At 64.0% G+C, this 19,326-nt stretch carries 20 protein-coding genes; 14 read left to right on the top strand and 6 right to left on the bottom strand.

Going from position 1 to position 19,326, the window contains the following annotated elements:
- Window positions 1-199: 199 nt before the first annotated feature.
- Both OZ411_RS29300 and OZ411_RS29295 read left to right on the top strand, forming a co-directional pair.
- Window positions 200-991: an SDR family oxidoreductase gene (locus OZ411_RS29300; protein ID WP_130580941.1), complete on the top strand. Its 792-nt coding sequence runs from the start codon at window positions 200-202 to the stop codon at window positions 989-991.
- 249 nt (window positions 992-1,240) lie between these two features.
- Window positions 1,241-2,569 carry a chloride channel protein gene (locus OZ411_RS29295; protein WP_282530749.1) on the top strand — a complete coding sequence of 443 codons (1,329 nt, stop codon included), beginning with the start codon at window positions 1,241-1,243 and terminating at the stop codon, window positions 2,567-2,569.
- A 40-nt stretch (window positions 2,570-2,609) separates the two neighbouring features.
- Here the strand turns inward: OZ411_RS29295 and OZ411_RS29290 are convergent, their stop codons facing one another.
- Complete coding sequence (locus OZ411_RS29290) at window positions 2,610-3,623, bottom strand: zinc-binding alcohol dehydrogenase family protein (RefSeq protein WP_282530748.1); 1,014 nt, start codon at window positions 3,621-3,623, stop codon at window positions 2,610-2,612.
- Window positions 3,624-3,734: 111 nt separating this feature from the next.
- Between OZ411_RS29290 and OZ411_RS29285 the strand changes: the two genes are divergently transcribed.
- From OZ411_RS29285 to OZ411_RS29275, 3 genes are all read left to right on the top strand, one after another.
- Entirely contained in the window at window positions 3,735-4,112 is a 378-nt protein-coding gene (locus OZ411_RS29285) for a helix-turn-helix domain-containing protein (RefSeq protein WP_282530747.1), read from the top strand.
- A gap of 69 nt (window positions 4,113-4,181) precedes the next feature.
- The gene (locus tag OZ411_RS29280) at window positions 4,182-5,573 is read left to right on the top strand and encodes a DegQ family serine endoprotease (protein WP_130580937.1); all 1,392 of its coding nucleotides are present in this window, start codon (window positions 4,182-4,184) and stop codon (window positions 5,571-5,573) included.
- Window positions 5,570-6,907 (top strand): replication-associated recombination protein A, encoded by a 1,338-nt coding sequence (locus OZ411_RS29275; RefSeq protein WP_282530746.1) that lies wholly within the window; start codon window positions 5,570-5,572, stop codon window positions 6,905-6,907. Before OZ411_RS29280 ends, OZ411_RS29275 begins: the two co-directional genes overlap by 4 nt.
- Window positions 6,908-6,941: 34 nt before the next feature.
- On the opposite strand, the gene OZ411_RS29270 is transcribed toward OZ411_RS29275, so the two are convergent.
- Window positions 6,942-7,742 carry an LON peptidase substrate-binding domain-containing protein gene (locus OZ411_RS29270; protein WP_282530745.1) on the bottom strand — a complete coding sequence of 267 codons (801 nt, stop codon included), beginning with the start codon at window positions 7,740-7,742 and terminating at the stop codon, window positions 6,942-6,944.
- A 317-nt stretch (window positions 7,743-8,059) separates the two neighbouring features.
- Between OZ411_RS29270 and OZ411_RS29265 the strand changes: the two genes are divergently transcribed.
- The 6 genes from OZ411_RS29265 to OZ411_RS29240 all read left to right on the top strand — a co-directional run bounded on the left by OZ411_RS29265 (window position 8,060) and on the right by OZ411_RS29240 (window position 14,156).
- Complete coding sequence (locus OZ411_RS29265; protein ID WP_282530744.1) at window positions 8,060-9,265, top strand: RluA family pseudouridine synthase; 1,206 nt, start codon at window positions 8,060-8,062, stop codon at window positions 9,263-9,265.
- Window positions 9,266-9,862: 597 nt separating this feature from the next.
- Entirely contained in the window at window positions 9,863-10,636 is a 774-nt protein-coding gene (locus OZ411_RS29260; RefSeq protein WP_282530743.1) for an ATP12 family protein, read from the top strand.
- A gap of 89 nt (window positions 10,637-10,725) precedes the next feature.
- The gene (locus OZ411_RS29255; protein ID WP_282530742.1) at window positions 10,726-12,264 is read left to right on the top strand and encodes a flagellar hook-length control protein FliK; all 1,539 of its coding nucleotides are present in this window, start codon (window positions 10,726-10,728) and stop codon (window positions 12,262-12,264) included.
- On the top strand, window positions 12,261-12,527 hold the full coding sequence (locus tag OZ411_RS29250) for an EscU/YscU/HrcU family type III secretion system export apparatus switch protein (RefSeq protein WP_130580931.1): 267 nt from the start codon (window positions 12,261-12,263) through the stop codon (window positions 12,525-12,527). Before OZ411_RS29255 ends, OZ411_RS29250 begins: the two co-directional genes overlap by 4 nt.
- A gap of 69 nt (window positions 12,528-12,596) precedes the next feature.
- The gene (gene blaOXA, locus OZ411_RS29245) at window positions 12,597-13,415 is read left to right on the top strand and encodes a class D beta-lactamase (RefSeq protein WP_282530741.1); all 819 of its coding nucleotides are present in this window, start codon (window positions 12,597-12,599) and stop codon (window positions 13,413-13,415) included.
- A gap of 87 nt (window positions 13,416-13,502) precedes the next feature.
- A complete protein-coding gene (locus tag OZ411_RS29240) occupies window positions 13,503-14,156 on the top strand; it encodes a carboxymuconolactone decarboxylase family protein (protein WP_282530740.1) in 654 nt (217 codons plus the stop codon).
- A 56-nt stretch (window positions 14,157-14,212) separates the two neighbouring features.
- Here the strand turns inward: OZ411_RS29240 and OZ411_RS29235 are convergent, their stop codons facing one another.
- Window positions 14,213-14,623 (bottom strand): DUF4260 domain-containing protein, encoded by a 411-nt coding sequence (locus OZ411_RS29235; protein WP_130580928.1) that lies wholly within the window; start codon window positions 14,621-14,623, stop codon window positions 14,213-14,215.
- A 146-nt stretch (window positions 14,624-14,769) separates the two neighbouring features.
- Between OZ411_RS29235 and OZ411_RS29230 the strand changes: the two genes are divergently transcribed.
- The gene (locus tag OZ411_RS29230; RefSeq protein WP_282530739.1) at window positions 14,770-16,302 is read left to right on the top strand and encodes an acyl-CoA carboxylase subunit beta; all 1,533 of its coding nucleotides are present in this window, start codon (window positions 14,770-14,772) and stop codon (window positions 16,300-16,302) included.
- A 110-nt stretch (window positions 16,303-16,412) separates the two neighbouring features.
- Window positions 16,413-16,727, top strand: coding sequence for a hypothetical protein (locus OZ411_RS29225; RefSeq protein ID WP_130580926.1), 315 nt, complete (start codon window positions 16,413-16,415; stop codon window positions 16,725-16,727).
- A 115-nt stretch (window positions 16,728-16,842) separates the two neighbouring features.
- On the opposite strand, the gene OZ411_RS29220 is transcribed toward OZ411_RS29225, so the two are convergent.
- On the bottom strand, window positions 16,843-17,301 hold the full coding sequence (locus OZ411_RS29220; protein ID WP_282530738.1) for a VOC family protein: 459 nt from the start codon (window positions 17,299-17,301) through the stop codon (window positions 16,843-16,845).
- 420 nt (window positions 17,302-17,721) lie between these two features.
- Between OZ411_RS29220 and OZ411_RS43410 the strand changes: the two genes are divergently transcribed.
- The gene (locus OZ411_RS43410) at window positions 17,722-17,940 is read left to right on the top strand and encodes a hypothetical protein (protein ID WP_349017046.1); all 219 of its coding nucleotides are present in this window, start codon (window positions 17,722-17,724) and stop codon (window positions 17,938-17,940) included.
- A gap of 130 nt (window positions 17,941-18,070) precedes the next feature.
- Here the strand turns inward: OZ411_RS43410 and OZ411_RS29210 are convergent, their stop codons facing one another.
- Both OZ411_RS29210 and OZ411_RS29205 read right to left on the bottom strand, forming a co-directional pair.
- Complete coding sequence (locus OZ411_RS29210) at window positions 18,071-18,298, bottom strand: hypothetical protein (RefSeq protein ID WP_282530737.1); 228 nt, start codon at window positions 18,296-18,298, stop codon at window positions 18,071-18,073.
- 248 nt (window positions 18,299-18,546) lie between these two features.
- Entirely contained in the window at window positions 18,547-19,242 is a 696-nt protein-coding gene (locus OZ411_RS29205) for a winged helix-turn-helix domain-containing protein (protein WP_165421400.1), read from the bottom strand.
- Between the last annotated feature and the right edge of the window lie 84 nt (window positions 19,243-19,326).

The following is a 19,326-nucleotide window of genomic DNA, read 5'->3' as shown; positions in this document are numbered from 1 at the left end:
CTCCGATGGTTCGAGTGTGGAAACCCAAACCTACCGGAAAGGGCGCGCTCACCGCCCCATGGAATCTACAATTCTGTTCGGCCTCGCTTTTCATTTTTGCACGGATACGTTGGCGCGACGTCAGCCATGCTGCATCCGGCAATTGCGTCCGTATCTCGGGCTCCCGATATCTCCGTGATCGAATTTACGGAGATACAACATGAAGATCGATCTTTCGGGAAAAACCGCGCTCGTCACGGGCTCGACTGCGGGCATCGGGCTGGCCATTGCCCGTGGCTTGGCGGCAACCGGCGCGGAAGTGATCGTCAACGGCCGCAGCCAGCCCAAGATCGATGCCGCCGTTGCTGCGACTCAGAAGGCGGTCGCAGGCGCCAAGGTTCGCGGCATCGCCGCCGACGTTTCCACAGCGGCCGGATGCAAGGCGCTGCTATCGGCACAACCCGAGGTCGACATCCTCATCAACAATGCCGGCATCTTCGAGCCGAAGAACTTCTTCGAAATCCCCGACGAGGACTGGACCCGCTTCTTCGAGGTCAATGTGATGTCGGGCGTGCGCCTGTCGCGCGGCTATATGCAGGGCATGCTGAAGCGCAACTGGGGCCGCATCGTCTTCATCGCCTCCGAGTCCGCGCTGAGCATTCCGAAGGAAATGATCCAGTACGGCATGACCAAGACCGCCCAGCTTTCGATTTCGCGCGGGCTCGCTGAGCTCACTCGCGGCACTGCGGTGACCGTCAATTCCGTTCTGCCGGGCCCGACCCTGTCGGAAGGCGTGGACACCTTCGTCAAGGATCTCGCTAGGCAGAACGGAGAGCCTGAGGACGAGGCGGTGGCGAACTTCGTCAAGCAGCACCGCCCGACCTCGCTCCTGCAGCGCTTCGCCAGCGTCGACGAGATCGCAAACATGGTGGTCTACGTTTCTTCGAAAGAGGCCTCCGCGACCAACGGGGCGGCACTCCGCGTCGAAGGGGGTATCATCAACACCATCTGAGGCGGCTCGCGCTCCGTCATTGCGAGCGTAAGCGAAGCAATCCATAGTACCGCTTGCTGAGGCGTGGATTGCTTCGTCGCTGTCGCTCCTCGCAAAGACGAGGGAGGGGGCGCGGGCTCCATTGTGGGGTGGGCAAAGCGCAGCGTGCCCACCATCACGAGCACGGCGTTAGACGGTGGGCACGCTGCGCTTTACCCACCCCACGGATCAGCGCTTTTTTCGGAGGCGCGGATTGCGTAGAACAGTTTCATGAAGCTGACCCTGTCCACGCGCCATCAGCGGCTGGTTAAGATCACCTCGGCGCGCTGGCAGCGACGTGCGATTTTTCTGCTCGGCGGCGTCGTTGTTGGCGCGGCCGCGGTGCTGCTAGCCCAGCTCTCCGATCTGGCGCAGCAGGCCTTCGCGATGCTGCTGTCCAAATCGCGTTATGCATCGCTTCTTGTCACGCCGATCGGCTTTGGGCTGTCGGCGTTGCTCACGGCCAGGCTGTTTCCGAACGCCCAGGGCAGCGGCATTCCGCAGGCGATCGCCGCGCGTCATCTCACCAACCAGCAGGCGAGGGAACGGCTCGTATCCATACGTATCGCGGTCGGAAAGATCATCCTGACCCTCTTTGGTTTGCTATGCGGTGCTTCGATCGGCCGCGAAGGACCAACGGTCCAGGTCGGTGCGTCCATCATGTTCGCAATCGGACGGGTGTCGCCACGGCGGCAGCCGGGATTGATCCTGGCCGGTGCCGCGGCCGGTGTTGCCGCTGCCTTCAACACGCCGCTCGCGGGCATCGTGTTTGGCATCGAGGAGATGAGCCGCGCTTTCGAAACGCGCACCAGCAGCTTGATTATCGCGGCCGTCATTGCTGCGGGCCTGACGTCGCTCGCGCTGATGGGCAATTATGACTATTTCGGTACGAGCGCGGTGACGTTGAACCGCGGCATCGACTGGCTCGGCATTCCCGTCTGCGGAGTCGTCGGCGGTTTGATGGGCGGCCTGTTCAGTCGCATCGTCATTACCGTGGCGCGCGGGTTTCGGGGGTTCGTGGGACAGGCGATTCGACGCCATTCAGTGCCATTTGCAGCACTGTGCGGCCTGGCGGTTGCGCTCTGTGGACTGGCGTCCGGCGACACGGTCTATGGCACAGGCTACTCGCAAGTGAAGGATGCACTCGAGAGCGGCGCACCGTTGCCTGAGAGCTTCGGGTTCCTGAAGTTCCTGGCCACTGCCTTGGCAGCCATCAGCGGCATTCCCGGCGGCATCTTTTCGCCATCGCTGGCGGTAGGAGCTGGACTTGGCTCGAACGTGGCGTCCTTCTTTCACGGAGCGCCTTGGGCGGCGATCATGCTGCTCGGCATGGTCTCGTATTTCGCCGGTGTCGTGCAAGCCCCCATCACGGGGTTCGTCATCGTGACCGAGATGACCGGGGATCACACCATGGTGGTGCCGCTGATGACCGCCGCATTGATTGCCTACGGCACCTCGCGATTGGTTTGCGAGGAAGGAATTTACCACGCGCTCGCCAAAGGCTTCATCGAGCGGTCAACGCCGCCTACCGAAGCGGCGCGTCCACCAGTTCAGGCGTGACACGAGCGGGCGCACCAGGCGCGCCCGCATGCAGTCGGGTCTACCACCCCTCCAGCACGATCTTGCCGCGCGACTTGCCGCTCTCGAGCAGGGCATGCGCCCGCTTCAGATTGGCTGCGTTGATGGTGCCGAACGTCTCGGCGAGCGTGGTGCGCAGCACGCCCTTGTCGATGAGATCGGCGACATCGTTCAGCAGATAGTGCTGCGCGATCATGTCCGGGGTCTGGAACGAGGAGCGCGTGAACATTGATTCCCAGTGTACCGACACCGCCTTGCCCTTGAACGCACTGACATTGAATTCCGGCGGATCGTCGATCAGGCCGAACTTGCCCTGCGGCGCCATGAAATCGGCGATCGCCTTGTAGTGCTGGTCGGTATAAGTGAGGCTGGCGACGAGGCCGACCGGCGGCAGCTTCAATTTCTCGATCTGCTCCTTCATCGGCTTGCCATGATCGACCACGGCGTGCGCGCCGAGCTCTAGGCACCATTTCTGCGACTCCGGCCGCGTCGCGGTCGCGACCACCGTCAGGCCGGTCAGCCGCCGCGCGAGCTGGATCAGGATCGAGCCGACGCCGCCGGCGCCGCCGACGATCAGGAGCGTACGTGGATCGAGGCTCTTGCCGGGTGCGGCGCCGAGCCGGTCGAACAGCAATTCCCACGCCGTGATCGAGGTCAGGGGCAGGGCAGCGGCCTGCGCAAACGACAGCGTCTTCGGCTTCGCGCCGACGATGCGCTCATCGACCAGATGGAATTCCGAATTGGTGCCCTGGCGCAGGATCGAGCCCGCATAGAAGACCTCGTCCCCTCGCTTGAACAGGCTGACGTCGGGGCCGACAGCGTCGACCACGCCGGCTGCGTCGAAGCCCAAAATCTTGACCTCGCCCTCGGGCGGAGCGGCGCGCTTGCGCACCTTGTAATCGACGGGATTGGCGGAGATCGCCTTGACCGCGACGCGGATGTCGCGCCCCTTGGGTTCCGGTCTTGCGGCATCGAAATCGAACAGCGATTCCGCATCCTCGATCGGCAGGGATTTCTTGTATCCGACGGCCTTCATTGCCTTCTCCCTTGTCTGGTTGCGATCTAACTCTCGCGCTGGCGCCCAGTTGGCAAGTACGGTAAATTCAGGGAACTAGTCCCTGTTTGGATACTATTGGAAGAAAGCCCCATGAAACGGCGGAATTTTGCCCATCGGCCGGGCTGCGCGGTCGAGGCGACGCTCGACCTGATCGATGGCAAATGGAAGGGGGTCATCCTGTTCCATCTGTTGTCCGGCACGCAGCGGTTCGGCGAGTTGCGACGGCGGATGCCCGGCATCACCCAGCGCATGCTGACCAAGCAGCTTCGCGCGCTCGAGGAGGACAAGCTCATCCTCCGCAAGGTCTATGCCGAGGTGCCGCCACGGGTCGAATACACCGTGTCCGAAATCGGCGAGAGCCTGCGGCCGGTGATCGAGATCCTCAAGCAATGGGGCGAGACTTACCGGGCACGGCTGTCCTGTGCGCCCGCGCCTGATCCCATCGAAGCGGCGCAGACCGCCGCCTGAAGCAAGCAATCGCTTCTCTCACCGCTGGCTCACGCCTATATCAAGACGACGAATTCCCGGGAACTTTACATGACGCTGATTCGCTTAGCCGCCGTGTTGTTGATTTCAGCCGCCGCCGCGACACCGGCGCTGGCGCAGGACCGGCGCGTGCCGTCCTCGCCGGCCGAGCTGAAACTGTCCTATGCGCCGATCGTGCAGCGCGTACAGCCGGCGGTCGTCAACGTCTACGCCGCCAAGACCGTGCAGACCCGCAATCCGTTCCTGGATGACCCGATTTTCCGCCGCTTCTTCGGTGTGCCCGGCCAGCCCGAGCAGATGCAGCGCTCGCTCGGCTCCGGCGTGATGGTCGATCCCTCCGGCCTCGTCGTCACCAACAACCACGTCATCGAGGGCGCCGACCAGGTGAAGATCTCGCTCGCCGACAAACGCGAGTTCGAGGCTGAGATCGTGCTCAAGGACAGCCGCACCGACCTCGCGGTGCTGCGCATAAAGGACGCGAAAGAGAAATTCGCGACGCTTGATTTCGCCAATTCCGACGAACTCCTGGTCGGCGATGTCGTGCTCGCGATCGGCAATCCCTTCGGCGTCGGCCAGACCGTGACGCATGGCATCATCTCGGCGCTCGCGCGTACGCAAGTCGGCATCACCGACTACCAGTTCTTCATCCAGACCGATGCGGCCATCAATCCCGGCAATTCCGGCGGCGCGCTGGTCGACATGACCGGGCGGCTCGCCGGCATCAACACCGCGATCTTCTCGCGCTCCGGCGGTTCGCAGGGCATCGGCTTTGCGATTCCCGCCAACATGGTGCGCGTGGTGGTGGCGTCCGCCAAGAGCGGCGGCAAGGCGGTGAAGCGGCCATGGCTCGGCGCGCGGCTGCAGGCGGTGACGCCTGACATCGCCGAGACGCTCGGGCTGAAGCTGCCAAACGGCGCACTGGTCGCGAACGTCGCGCCGAACAGCCCGGCGGCGCATGCGGGGCTGAAGCCGTCGGACTTGATCGTTGCGATCGATGGCCAGACCATCGATGATCCCAACGCCTTCGACTACCGTTTTGCGACCCGTCCGCTCGGCGGCTCCGCCCAGATCGACGTGCAGCGTGGCGGCAAGACCATCAAGCTCACCGTGCCGCTGGAGACCGCGCCCGATACGGGACGTGACGAGATCGTGCTGACCGCGCGCTCGCCATTCCAGGGTGCCAAGGTGGCAAATATCTCGCCGGCGCTCGCGGACGAATTGCATCTCGATGCCGGGGTCGAAGGCGTCGTCGTCACCGACCTCGCCGATGACGGCACGGCTGCCAATGTCGGCTTCCAGAAGGGCGACATCATCCTTGCGGTCAACAACCAGAAGATCGCGCGCACTGGCGATCTCGAGAAGGCCTCGAAAGCGGCGTCACGGATCTGGCGGATCACGCTGGTGCGCGGCGGCCAGCAGATCAACGTGACCCTCGGCGGATGAGCGCGAAGCGCCAGCAGGAACCCACCACCAACCTCTTTGCCGCGGCAGGGATGGAGCAGGATGCTCCGCATCCGCTCCCCGACCGGCTGCGGCCGCGAAAGCTTGCCGACGTCGTTGGCCAGGACCATATCCTTGGCCCTGACGGCGCGCTGACGCGCATGCTGGAGACGCGCACGCTGGGCTCGCTGATCTTCTGGGGCCCGCCGGGCACCGGCAAGACCACGGTGGCGCGGCTTCTGGCTGACGCGACCGAGCTGCATTTCGAGCAGATTTCAGCGGTGTTTTCCGGCGTCGCCGATCTGAAGAAGGCGTTCGACGCGGCGCGCGCGCGGCGCGAGACCGGCAAGGGCACGCTGCTGTTCGTCGACGAGGTCCATCGCTTCAACCGCGCGCAGCAGGATTCCTTCCTGCCTGTGATGGAAGACGGCACGGTGGTTTTGGTCGGCGCCACCACCGAAAATCCGTCCTTCGAGCTCAACGCCGCGCTCCTGTCGCGGGCGCGCGTGCTGGTGTTCCATTCGCTCGATACCGAAGCGATCGAAAAGCTCTACGCGCATGCTGAAGAGGTCGAGGGCAGGAAGCTGCCGCTGGATGCGGAGGCGCGCGCCGTGCTGGTGCGGATGGCCGACGGCGACGGCCGCGCCGCGCTGACGCTGGCCGAAGAGGTCTGGCGCTCCGCGCGCAAGGATGAGGTTTTCACCCCCGCCCAATTGCAGGACATCCTGCAGCGCCGCGCGCCGATCTACGACAAGTCCGCCGACGGCCATTACAACCTGATCTCGGCGCTGCATAAGTCCGTGCGGGGCTCCGATCCGGACGCGGCGCTGTATTATTTCGCGCGGATGCTCGATGCTGGGGAGGACCCGCTGTTCCTGGCGCGGCGCGTGGTGCGCATGGCGGTGGAGGATATCGGCCTTGCCGATCCGCAGGCGCTGGTGATCGCCAATGCCGCCAAGGACGCCTACGATTTCCTCGGCTCGCCTGAGGGCGAACTCGCGATCGCGCAGGCTGTGGTCTATGTCGCCACCGCGCCGAAATCGAATGCCGTCTACACCGCGTTCGGCGCGGCGAAGCAGGTGGCAAAGCAGGGCGGCTCCCTGCTGCCGCCGAAGCACATCCTGAACTCGCCGACCAAATTGATGAAGTCGGAAGGCTACGGCGCCGGCTACCAATACGACCACGATGCGCCCGACGCCTTCTCCGGGCAGGACTACTTTCCGGAAGCCCTGGGCCACCAGACCTTTTACGATCCGCCCGACCGCGGCTTCGAGCGCGAAATCCGCAAGCGGCTGGACTATTGGGCAAGGCTGAGGAAAGAGCGGGGCGGGACGTAGACCGCCCCAACTCTGAATCCTCTAGCTCGATCCTCTAACTGGCCTTGGCGGGCGCGCCGGCACGCATCCAGCCGAGGATGGTTTCGAGCCTTGCGACCACGTCCTGGATTTCCAGGACCTGCCGCATTTTTTCGACATCGACCTCCAGGAGCTGGACGACGACATCGGCAAGCACGCCCGGCTCGCCGGCATAGCGGTAGAGCGATTGCGGCGGCACCGTGTTGGTGGAGCTCCGATACGCCTCGAAGATCTCACCCGTCAGCGCGAAAGCCTCCGTGTCGAGCGCGCGCACCTCGTCGAGCGGCACGACCTCGGCCGCGAGGAAGTCGGCTTCTGCGGGTCTGACGACAGCGACGCGCTTGCCGCAGGAAACCCGTACCTTCTGGTTTCCGTTCGGCAACTCGACGCGGTTCATGATATCGGCGACGACGCCGACCGAATAAAGCGCGTCGAAATTTGGGTCGTCGTCTTCGGCCCGTCGCTGCGTAATCACGACGATGCGCCCATCATTGGCGGCCGCGCTTTCGATTGCGCGCCGCGTCTTCTCGCGTCCGACGAAGATCGGTGAGATCAACTGCGGGAAGAACACGATGTCCCGCATCGGCGCGACGGGGATCACCGTGCCGCCGTTGAGCGATGGGGCGGGAGCACTCTTGCTATCGGCCGCAACTGGCTGGCTTGACTGGATGGCCGCCGACAGCACGTTCCAGTCGTGAAAGCCCAAGGTCCTGGCGACCAGTTCAAGGCTCTCGCTATGGCTGACGGAAATCGATTTGGCTTTGAGCGCATCGCGCAGCGTCTGCGCCATGGCTTTGGCATCGCGGAAATCGCGCATGGATCGTCCTCTGCTGTAAGCGAACGAGAAATCGTCAGGTGCTTGCGTTGCTGACTCGTTCGCCGGGGCAAAGGAAGCCGGAAGCGGCTCGATACGTTCACCATACCCTGTTCGGGCGCAAGCAGCGGGTCGTATCCACCCGCGGAAAATATGCATGGCGTTCCCGACACTGTCAACGAGTATAGGTGGCTTGTTGCACGCGTCTCGTCAAACCGACGTCACCTTTTGGAGGTTTTGCGCGGGATTTGCGGTGATTTCGCCGTGACGGCCAGCCGCATTTGCGCTACGCAACACCCGACCTCTGGAGCCAAAACAGCATGAGCCGCCGCGTCAAGAGACCATTGTCAAAATCGGGCGATCGTGGTGATCGCCCGAAGGGCGCGCGGCCCTTTCGCAATCGTCACGAGGGCGATCGGCCGCCGATGCATCGCGCGGGCGCAAAGCTGCCGCGCTTTGCCCAGCCGCGGCGGGAGAAATCGGCCCCGCCCGTTGCAGCAGAGCCCGCGAAAGCTGCCGCCGAGCTGCCGTTGCCGACAAAAGTCCAGACCGTCACCGTGACCGCGGACGAGAACAACATGCGCGTCGACCGGTTTCTCGAGGCGCGGTTTCCCGGGCTGTCGTTCTCTCATATCCAGCGCATCGTTCGAAAGGGCGAGCTGCGCGTCAACGGCAAGCGCGCCGACAGCAAGGACCGGTTGGAGGAGGGACAGAGCGTACGCATCCCACCGCTGAAGCTCGATGCCCCGAAGGTGGTTGGTCAGCTCTCCGAGGCCGCGACGAAGACGCTTGCCGCGCTGAAGGAGATGACGCTGTTCGAGGACGCCGACGTGCTGGTGCTGAACAAGCCCGCCGGGCTTGCCGTGCAGGGCGGTTCCGGCACGACGCGTCATATTGACCAGATGCTGGAAGTGATGCGCGACGCCAAGGGCCAGAAGCCACGCCTGGTGCACCGGATCGACAAGGAAACCTCGGGCTGCCTTTTGGTTGCGAAGACGCGCTTTGCCGCAACCCATCTCACCGGCGCGTTTCGTTCGCGCTCGGCGCGCAAAATCTATTGGGCGTTGGTGGCGGGCGTGCCCAAACCGAAGCAGGGCCGCATTTCGACCTATCTTGCGAAGGAGGAAGGCGAGGACGACACTATCATGCGGATCGCTGCCCATGGCGATGAGGGCGCAAGCCACGCCGTCACCTACTACGCGGTGGTCGAAACCGCTGCGCAGAAGCTGGGGTGGGTATCGCTGAAGCCGGTCACGGGACGTACCCACCAGTTGCGCGCGCATATGGCGCATATTGGTCACGCGATCGTGGGCGATCCCAAATATTTCAATCGGGAGAATTGGGAACTTCCGGGCGGGTTGCAGAACAGGCTGCATCTGCTCGCGCGGCGCATCGTGATTCCGCATCCGCGCGGCGGGGTCATCGACGTCACCGCACCGTTGCCGCCGCATATGCAGCAATCCTGGAACCTGCTAGGGCTCGACACCAGCCGGTTCGACCCGATCGAGAACGCGCCCGAGGAATAATTTATTTGCGGTTTCAAAGGAGCGTTCCGACATATCCATCATGAGATATTCAGCGCTTGCACTCACCCTTGCCTTGCTGCTTGCCGCGCCCGCGGCGTCGGCACAGTTCATCGCGCCTGGCACTAACCCGAACCTTTTTCCGCCCCCTCCTGCACCGCCGCCGCCACCGAAGATCGTGGCGCCGACGACCCCGATGATGCGCGGAGAACCAGAATCTCAGTTGCCCCGATTGCCAAGTCCCCGCGCGTCGACCCGCCGATCGTTCGGTGACCGTGTCAGAAGCTGTCTCGACGAGGGCGCGGCTGCCGGCCTCGATCCCGCCGATCGCGCCGCCTATTCGCGCAGTTGCGCCGCACGTGACTGAGGCCTGAACTGACTGAAGAGCAGGTCTCTCAGCCGTCATTGCGAGGAGCGAAGCGACGAAGCAATCCACGTCTCCGCAAGTGGCGAAATGGATTGCTTCGCTTCGCTCGCAATGACGGGGGGCGGCAACGGCTGCGGTGCCCACAACGATCTTCCTGATCCCGTCGGCTTTATTTGCCCCGACGCCTGACTTATCCTGTGAGCAGACGAACCCCAACGGAAGCTTGCGAAGACATGCGCGAATTGTTCGATGAAGCGGCGGGACAATCCCCGCTGGATCCGCAGGAGGCGGCGCGTCGTAACGTGCGCGCGCCGCAGCGCAGGCGGTTCTATGGCCGCGCCGATGTCGCCGAGGAGGATGGCGGCTTTGCCGTGACGCTCGATGGCCGGCCGATCCGTACGCCATCGGGAAAGAAGGTGACGGTGCCGTCGCGCGCAATCGCGGACGCCGTCGCTGCCGAGTGGAACGCGCAAGGAGAGATGATCGATCCGCTGACCATGCCGCTGACGCGCTTCGCCAACAGCGTGATCGAGGGCGTGGTTGGTCGCGTCGACGTGGTCGCTGACGACGCCGCAAAATATCTCGGCTCGGATCTGTTGTTCTATCGCGCCGGCCATCCAGAGGGGCTGGTCGCCCGCGAGGCCGAGCATTGGGATCCGGTCCTGTTTTGGGCTGCGGATACGCTCGGTGCGCATTTCATCCTCGCGGAAGGCATCGTGCACGTCGCCCAGCCGGAAAGCGCGATCCAAGCCGCGCGCGAGGCGTTTCCGAGCGATCCATGGTCGGTGGCGGCGCTGCATGTGGTGACGACGCTCACCGGCTCGGCGTTGCTTGCGCTGGCCTTGACCCACGGTTTTCGGGACGCGGCGCAAATCTGGACCGCCGCCCATGTCGACGAGGACTGGAACATCGAGCAGTGGGGCTTGGACGAGGAGGTCGCCGCGCGCCGCGCCGCACGGCTGGTCGATTTCAACGCGGCCACCAGCATCCTGAAGACGCTGAACTGAGTTCCTTTGGCGCAACCGCCACCCGCTAAGTTAACGGGAGGTTTACGGCGCGGAGGTAGGCTCTAGCCTTCCAGCCGAGACCCTCCGACATGGCGCTGACCATCAATCCCGTGCTGCCGGTGCTTTCCGCCAAGGAGGTGGGCAGCGTCGCACCCGATCTCGTGCTGCAGCCGGGCAGCGTGATCAATGCGCAGGTGCTGAAGGTGCTCTCCGCCGACCTGGTCCGGATCGCGATCTCGAGCCTGTCGATCGACGTGCTCTCGGAAGTTCCCTTGAAGGAGGGGCAGGCGCTGCAGCTCGCGGTATCCCAGACCAAGGACGGGATCCGTCTTGCGATGCTCGGGCAGGGCGATGCCGCCGCTGACGACGCGGTGACGCTATCGCCCGACGCGCAGCTCGCCACCGCCAATCCCTCGACGACGGCCCAGCCCAAGAACGTCCTTACGCCGGTGGAGCGCGCGGCTGTCGCCAACGCCGCGCAAAATGCGGCGACGGTGCAGCAGAGCCTGGCGCCGTTGTTTGCCAATCTCGGCGCATTGGCTGACGCGGGTAACCTGCCGCCAAGGCTGCAGCAGGCGATTGCGCAAGTGTTGGCGCAGCAGACCCGGCTCGACTCGAGCCTTGACGGCGGCAATATCAAGAATGCGTTCGAGCGCTCCGGCCTGTTCCTCGAGGCGGCGCTGGCCGCCGGCACCGCATCGCCGGCCGCGGGCGTTCCCGATCTGAAGGCCGCGCTGATCGTGCTGCAGCAGACCCTGCTATCGTCGCTCGGCACGGCGAATGCCGCGCCGCCGGCCTCCACCGCCGCGGGACAGGTCGCGGCACATCCCGCGCTCACCCAAAATCTCGCGCCATCCGATCTCGAGGTCGAGGAAATCCTGCTGCCGCAGGCGCGCGTTCCGGTCGCCGACGATCTCGTGACGCCGGGCACCATCGGCCGGGGCACGTCAAATGCCGGCCCCTCCGCCGGTGCGACGCTGAATCTGCTGCAGGAACTCGGCAATTCCGCGCGTCCCACTGACATCGCCGCCGATGTCACCGTCCACACCAATACGCCGCCACCGCCGTTCCGAGGCGCGCTTCCCACCGCCCAGCCCGTCGCCTCGCCATCGGTCGCGCCGGATATGCCGCTCGCCGCCGCGGCTCATCATCTGCTTGGCGACACCGATGCCGCGTTGGCGCGGCAGACGCTGTTGCAGGTGGCGTCCCTGCCGGACCGCATCGATCCCGCGCATCAGCAGATCGACACCTCGTCGCCGCGCTGGCATTTCGAAATCCCGTTCGCAACGCCGCAAGGCACGGCGATGGCGCAGTTCGAGATTTCCCGTGACGGCGGCGGCGGTGTTGAGGCCGAGGCTGCCAAGCGCATCTGGCGGGCGCGTTTCTCGCTCGATGTCGAACCGGCAGGCCCGATCCATGCGCTGATCTCCCTCATCGGCGACCAGACTTCGGTGCGAATGTGGGCGGAACGCCCGGCGACCGCCGCGCAGCTTCGCGCCAGCGTGCCGCAGTTGAGCCAGGCGCTGAGCCGGGCCGAGCTTCTGCCCGGCGACATCGTGATCCAGGACGGCGCGCCGCCGCAGGCAGCACCGGCTCGCGCCGGCCATTTCCTGGACCGCGCGCTATGAGCGTCGAGACCAAGAGCCAGCTCGCGGTCGCCCTGCATTACGACCACAGCGGCGCGCCGACGGTGGTTGCCAAGGGCAGGGGCGCGATCGGCGCCAAGATCATCGAGCTCGCAAGAGCCCACGACATCCCGATCGAGGAGAACGAGGTTCTGGCGGGCGCGCTTTCCAATGTCGAGCTCGGCGACGAGATCCCGGTCGAGCTCTACAAGGCCGTTGCGGAAGTTCTGGTGTTCGTGCTCCGCCTGTCGGGCCGCGCCCGGTAAGGTTCTTGCCATCGTTTCATCACGATGGCATCCATCATGGTCTGCTCCTCAACCCATCCAGGTTCAGCCGTGATCAATCGCCGCCAAGCGCTCGGTCTCCTCACCGCCGCGTCCGTTCTGCCGACCCGCAGCCTCGCCAACGTGTCCTACCAGCGCAACGAGTTTCGCGACAGCCTGGCGCGGCGCTTCTTCGAGCTCGGCACCGAGGGGACCTTCGTCGCCTACAAGGTCGACGATTACCTGATCATCGCCAGCGACAAGCGGAGGTCGAGCGAGGGCAAATTGCCGGCCTCGACCTTCAAGATCCCGAATTCGGTCATCGCGCTGGATACCGGCGTGGTCGAAGACCCTGACAAGGACGTGTTCAAGTGGGACGGCGTGACGCGCAGCATCGAGGCCTGGAACAAGGACCATACGCTGCGCTCGGCGATCGCCGTTTCCGCCGTGCCGGTCTATCAGGAGATCGCGCGGCGCATCGGCGAAGAGCGGATGAAGAAATATCTCGATCTGCTCGAATACGGCAACCAAGACATCGGCGGCGGCATCGACCAGTTCTGGCTGACGGGAAACCTGCGCATCGATCCGGTCCAGCAAATCGATTTCGTGGACCGCCTGCGGCGCGGCACGTTGCCGGTCTCCAAGCGCGCCCAGGAGCTGACGCGCGACATCCTCCCCGTGACCAAGGTCGGCGACGCCACCATCCGCGCCAAGAGCGGCCTCGTCGGCGCCGAAATCGGCAAGCCCTCGCTCGGCTGGCTGGTCGGCTGGGTCGAGAAGGGGTCCTCCGTCACCGTGTTCGCGATGAACATGGACTGTAAGAACGAGAGCCACATCGCCGCCCGCATGACCGTGACGCAGCAATGCCTCGCCGACATCGTGGCGTATTGATGGGCCGATGCGCGCCCGCACTGGCTGGTGCGCAAATCAATGCCGGACTAACATCTCCGCACAATGAAAAATCATGCGGAGGAAACCATGCATTCGGCTTCAATCTGGCTCTCGTCGCTCACACTTGCCGCCGCCGGGGGCTGGTTCGCGGCCACGATGTTTGCCGCGCCGGCGACCAGCAAGGAGCCGCGCTTCCCGCAGCTCACCATGGACCAGCTCGACGAAAAGCAGCGACCGCTGGGCGAGCAGATCATGAAGGTCTCGAGCGTCGGCATCGGCGGCCCCTACAACCCGATGATCCGCAGTCCCGTGCTCGGCCAGCGGCTGTTCGACCTGTTCTATTATTTGCGCTGGCAGACCTCGGTCCCGACCAAGCTCAATGAGTTTGCGATCCTGATCATTGGTCGGCAATGGCGCTCGCAGGTCGAATGGTTCGCGCATGCACCGCTCGCGGCCAAGGCCGGCCTGTCGGGCGATATCATTGCCGAGCTGAAAGCCAACAAGCGGCCGTCAAACATGGCCGAGGATGAGGCCGCGGTCTATGATTTCGTCACTGAGCTGACCACCACCAAGAAGGTATCGGACGAGACCTATGCGCGGGCGAAGAAGGTGTTCAACGATCAGCAGATCGTGGATTTGACCGCGGTCGCCGGCAACTATGTCATGGTCGCGATGATGCTTGCCATGGCGGAGGAGACCGTGCCGCCCGGCAAGGAGGAGCCGTTCAACGCAGGGGAGTGACGGAGCCGCGGCGAACGAAGAGGGTGAACGGCCGGGATTGTCCCGGCCGTCGATTATCAAGCCTGAGGCGACTTCGCCTTTCCGATCCGTCCCATATGGGTGAAGCCGAATCCTGCCTGATATTTCAGTCCGTAGCCGAGCGCGCGGTCGATGCCGATATGGGCGAGCCAGATCATTGCGATCGAGAGCACCAGCGGCTCGGCGGTCGCAAAGCCCGCGGTCATCAGGGCCACGGGCGCCATGTAGCTGTGGGCGGCATTGTAGATGACCGCGCCCTCCTTGGGGCCAATGACATAGCCGGCAAAGCTCAAATCGGGCGCCAGGAACAGGATCGCATAGACCCACCACGAGCCGCCCCACATCGCGTACAGCACCGTCATGCCCACAAACAGCGTCAGCCCCTCCAGCCTGAGCAATAGGCGCACGCCGCCGGTGACCGAGCCGGCCTCGGCTGTGGTGTTATCCATGGTTTCCTCCCCAAATTTGCGCTGATCCAAGTACCGCCCGTGCCCGGGATTCGGGGCAAGAAGGTGGTTTCCGGTTCAGAAAATGCCGTGTTAGAACCCCGCGCGGGTTCCAGCAGCCAATCACTAGCTAATGCGGGCGGAAGCAAATGAAAGATATCCTCGACACCCTCGAAGAGCGGCGCGCCGGTGCCAAGCTGGGCGGCGGCATCAAGCGCATCGAGGCGCAGCATGCCCGCGGCAAGCTGACGGCGCGGGAGCGCATCGAGCTGCTCCTGGACAAGGGCTCGTTCGAGGAATTCGACATGTTCGTCGAGCACCGCTCGACCGAATTCGGCATGGAGAAGTCCAAGGTTCCCGGCGACGGCGTCGTCACCGGATGGGGCACCGTTAACGGCCGCAAGACCTTCGTCTTCGCCAAGGATTTTACCGTGTTCGGCGGCTCGCTGTCGGAAACGCATGCGCTGAAGATCACCAAGCTGCAGGATATGGCGATGAAGGCGAGGGCGCCGATCATCGGCCTCTATGACGCCGGCGGCGCGCGGATCCAGGAGGGCGTCGCGGCGCTGGCGGGCTATTCCTACGTGTTCCGCCGCAACGTCATCGCCTCCGGCGTGATCCCGCAGATTTCCGTCATCATGGGCCCCTGCGCCGGCGGTGACGTCTATTCGCCTGCCATGACCGACTTCATCTTCATGGTGAAGAACACGAGCTACATGTTCGTGACGGGTCCTGATGTGGTGAAGACCGTGACCAACGAAGTGGTGACCGCCGAGGAGCTCGGCGGCGCCTCGGTGCACGCGACGCGCTCCTCGATCGCCGACGGCGCCTTCGAGAACGACGTCGACGCGCTGTTGCAGATGCGTCGGCTGATCGACTTCCTGCCCTCGAACAACACCGACGGCGTGCCGGAATGGCCGAGCTTCGACGATATCGGCCGGGTCGACATGTCCCTGGACACGCTGATCCCCGATAATCCGAACAAGCCCTATGACATGAAGGAATTGATCCTGAAGGTCGTTGACGAGGGCGACTTCTTCGAGATCTCCGAGACGTTCGCCAAGAACATCGTCACCGGATTCGGCCGCATCGCGGGCCGCACAGTGGGCTTTGTCGCCAACCAGCCGATGGTGCTCGCCGGCGTGCTCGACAGCGATGCGTCGCGCAAGGCCGCGCGCTTTGTTCGTTTTTGCGATGCCTTCAACATCCCGATCGTCACCTTCGTCGACGTGCCCGGCTTCCTGCCCGGCACCGCGCAGGAATATGGCGGCCTGATCAAGCACGGCGCAAAACTGTTGTTCGCCTATTCGCAATGCACGGTGCCGCTCGTCACCATCATCACCCGCAAGGCCTATGGCGGTGCCTTCGACGTCATGGCCTCGAAGGAGATCGGCGCTGACATGAACTATGCCTGGCCGACCGCGCAGATCGCGGTGATGGGCGCCAAGGGCGCGGTCGAGATCATCTTCCGCTCCGACATCGGCGACCCAGACAAGATCACCGCCCGCACCAAGGAATACGAAGACCGCTTCCTCTCCCCCTTCATCGCCGCCGAGCGCGGCTATATCGACGACGTCATCATGCCACATTCGACGCGGCGCCGGATCGCGCGGGCACTCGCGATGCTCAAGGACAAGAAGGTCGAGATCCCCGCAAAGAAGCACGACAATTTGCCGTTGTAGGGATGCCGTAGGGCGGGTTAGCGAAGCGTAACCCGCCATCCCTCCTTGCGGTTATGTTGCGGCGGATTACGCTTCGCTAATCCGCCCTACAAATGTACGGAGGAAGCGACATGCCTACTGCGCTTTTCATCGTCCGTTCGACCGTTACCGACCCTGCGAAACGCGCCGCGTTTGACGCATGGTATTCGCGCGAGCATTTGCCGGATGCGCTGAAATCGTTCCGGGCGCAGAAGGCGTGGCGGCACTGGAGCGCGACGGATCCGTCGCAGCATCTGGCGACGTATCAGTTTGCCGACCAGACCTCGCTCGATCGCGCGGTCAATGGCGAGGAGATGAAGCGGCTGATCGCCGACTTCAACCGCGATTGGCCTGATGTCACGCGCACGCGCGAGGTGCTGGTGTTGGCGGAAGAGGTTGTGGCGTAACCTCAGCGCCGCGCGCCTAGAGCTTCGGTTCTGATTGAATCAGAACCGAAGCTCTAGATTCTTGATTTGACGCGTTTTCTTCACGCGAACCGGTATCCACTTCGCTCGAAACGCTCTACGCCGCCTTGCCCTGGTTCTTGAATATCTCCGCCGCGCGCTTCTTGAGTTCGTCAGGCGCGACGTCCTCGATATGCGTGCCGAAGAACCAGGCGTTGCCCGCGACATCCTTCACGCCGCCGGTGCGGTCGCCGTAGAACTGATCCGCCGGTTCCATGATCGAGGTCGCGCCTGCCTTGATGGCGTTTCGGTAGGCGGTGTCGACGTCGGGCACGTAGAGATAGAGCATGGCGGGCATCGCCTTGGCGTGCGCGGAGGCATCGGCGATCATCACCATGGAATCGCCGATCCTGAGTGTCGCGTGCATGATCGTGCCGTCGGGCCGCAGGGTCGGCTCGTGGTGCTTCCGGGCGCCCAGCGCCTGCTCCAGGAAGCTGATGATCTTCTCGGCGCCTTCCACGATGAGATAGGGCGTCACGGTATGAAACCCGTCCGGGGTTGGTCGTGCCTTCGCCATGGTGTTCTCCTGCGGAGTTGGAGCTGACCCCGTTAACGCAGAGCATCCATTTTGGTCGCATCGTGTCGGCAAAAAAAGATCGTGACGGTCCACGGATGCAGAGGCGCGCGCGATTGCCGCGGCGCTTTTTGTCGCGCCGAGCCCACGCGCAAAGTTCAGCGGGCATTCATCTCGCGGCGGCAACACTGTTCTGGCATCACATGCTGAGTAAGAAAAGGACAATGTTCATGGAACGCCGCCACTTTTTGAAGATTGCATTGGGCGCTGCCGCAGGTGTGGCAACCTTTGCTGCAACCGCGCAAGCCGCGCCGATGGTGCCATTAAGCGAAGACGCGCGGCGGCCTTCCAGCCCGGATGCCCATCCTGCGGTCTCCACCGGCGATGAAGTTGACAACCTCAAGCCCGAACAGGTGCAGTGGCATGGCGGTCATGGGCATCGCGGTCATGGACATCGTCGCCACGGGCATCCTCACCGGGGCTGGCGCCACCGCCACCGCCACCGCCACTGGCACCGTCGGCACTGGCGTCGCTGGTGAGGCCGGTCTAGCAGGCTGCCATAAAGCTTGCGTGGTCGGGGAGTCGGAGCTCCAAGCCTATCAATCCGAAAGCCTTTGGTTTCCGAATCTCCGCCACCACTGATCGAAAAAAAAGGGACAGGGACCGCGAGCCGCAGTCCCTGCCCATTATTGTTTGGGCCGCTAAAGTTTAGCCCGCTCTGCTCGGCCAATCTGATTGGCCGAGCTTTGTTCGATTACGTTTTAACGAAAGTTTAGAAAGGCCGGCAGCGGCCATGGCGCCAAATGAAGCCGCGGGGGCAGACGCGAGGCGCCACCACGACCCGCGGCGCCGGCCGCACGACGACAACGCGGCCGTTGGGCCGGCAACCGCCATACGGGCCGCGGTGGAAGCCGGGGCCGCAACCACCCGCTGCGTTAGCGGAGCTGAAGCTCGCGACCATGCCAGCCGCAACGACAGCCGCCGCCAGAAGATACTTCATTCTTGTTCTCCCATTGAGTTCTCGCCGCACGCGAATGCGACACAGTGATTCGCCACGCTGGAGTGTCGCAGACGCCGCATCACTTGTCGCGAAGCATAGTTTTCAGGACTGAACGCGATGTGAACGGAGCGGTTGCTTCTTACCGCGGAGCGAAGAAACTCGCCGCCAGCGTTGGGACTCGCCAGTCATTTGCGGGTGCAAATGACGGAGCAATGACGGCGCCAGTTCTTCGTTGCGCTCGCGCGCCGCTATTCGCCGGTCCCGAATAGCGCTGCAAATCGCTTTTCGCCGTTTCGTGAAAAGTTGACCACGCGGCTGCCCGGTGTCGAATCGCGCGCCGCCCATTTCAGCTCGGTGAAGCGCTCCATGAGCGCAGCGCCCAGCGTGCCCGCCAGATGATGCCGCCGCTCGCTCCAGTCGAGGCAGGCCTTGCACACGGGGCGGCGGGGATGGATGAGCGCGTCGGCGTCGATCTGCAGCGCCTTCGCTATGAAGCGCTTGCCTTCGCCGGTCAGCTCCATCGCATCCTTGCTCTGCCGGATCAATCGCTGCTTCTTCATGCTGTCGAGCATCTGAACGCCGAGGTCGCCGGCGAGATGGTCGTAGCAGATCCGCGCGCGCCGCAGCGCAGGGTCCTTCGGCCCGGTGCGTACGCGCATGTGGCCGGCGCGCGCGGCAAGCCCGGCAAGCCCCTCCAGCACGCCTGCGACGTCGGTGCCGGTGAGGCGGTAGTAGCGATGGCGGCCTTGCTTTTCCGGCTCGATCAGCCCGCCAGTTTCGAGCTTGGAGAGATGCGAGCTCGCGGTCTGCGGCGTAATGCCCGCTTCCTGCGCAAGCTCGCTTGCGGTAAGCGCCCGGCCGCTCAAAAGCGCGGTGAGCATGTTGGCGCGCGCGGGGTCGCCGACCAGCGACGCGACCATGGCGATGTCAGGACCTGCTTTCATAGTTCGATCATAGCCGAAGCATTAGTGTCGGACAAGGCGATATTCTCCAAACTGCGCCGTCATTGCGAGGAGCGCAAGCGACGA

Origin of the sequence: Bradyrhizobium sp. Arg237L (assembly GCF_029990105.1) — a bacterium.
Taxonomy (GTDB): Bacteria; Pseudomonadota; Alphaproteobacteria; order Rhizobiales; family Xanthobacteraceae; genus Bradyrhizobium.
The sequence above is the reverse complement of the archived record's forward strand: the minus strand, read 5'-3'. Positions and strand labels throughout refer to the sequence as shown.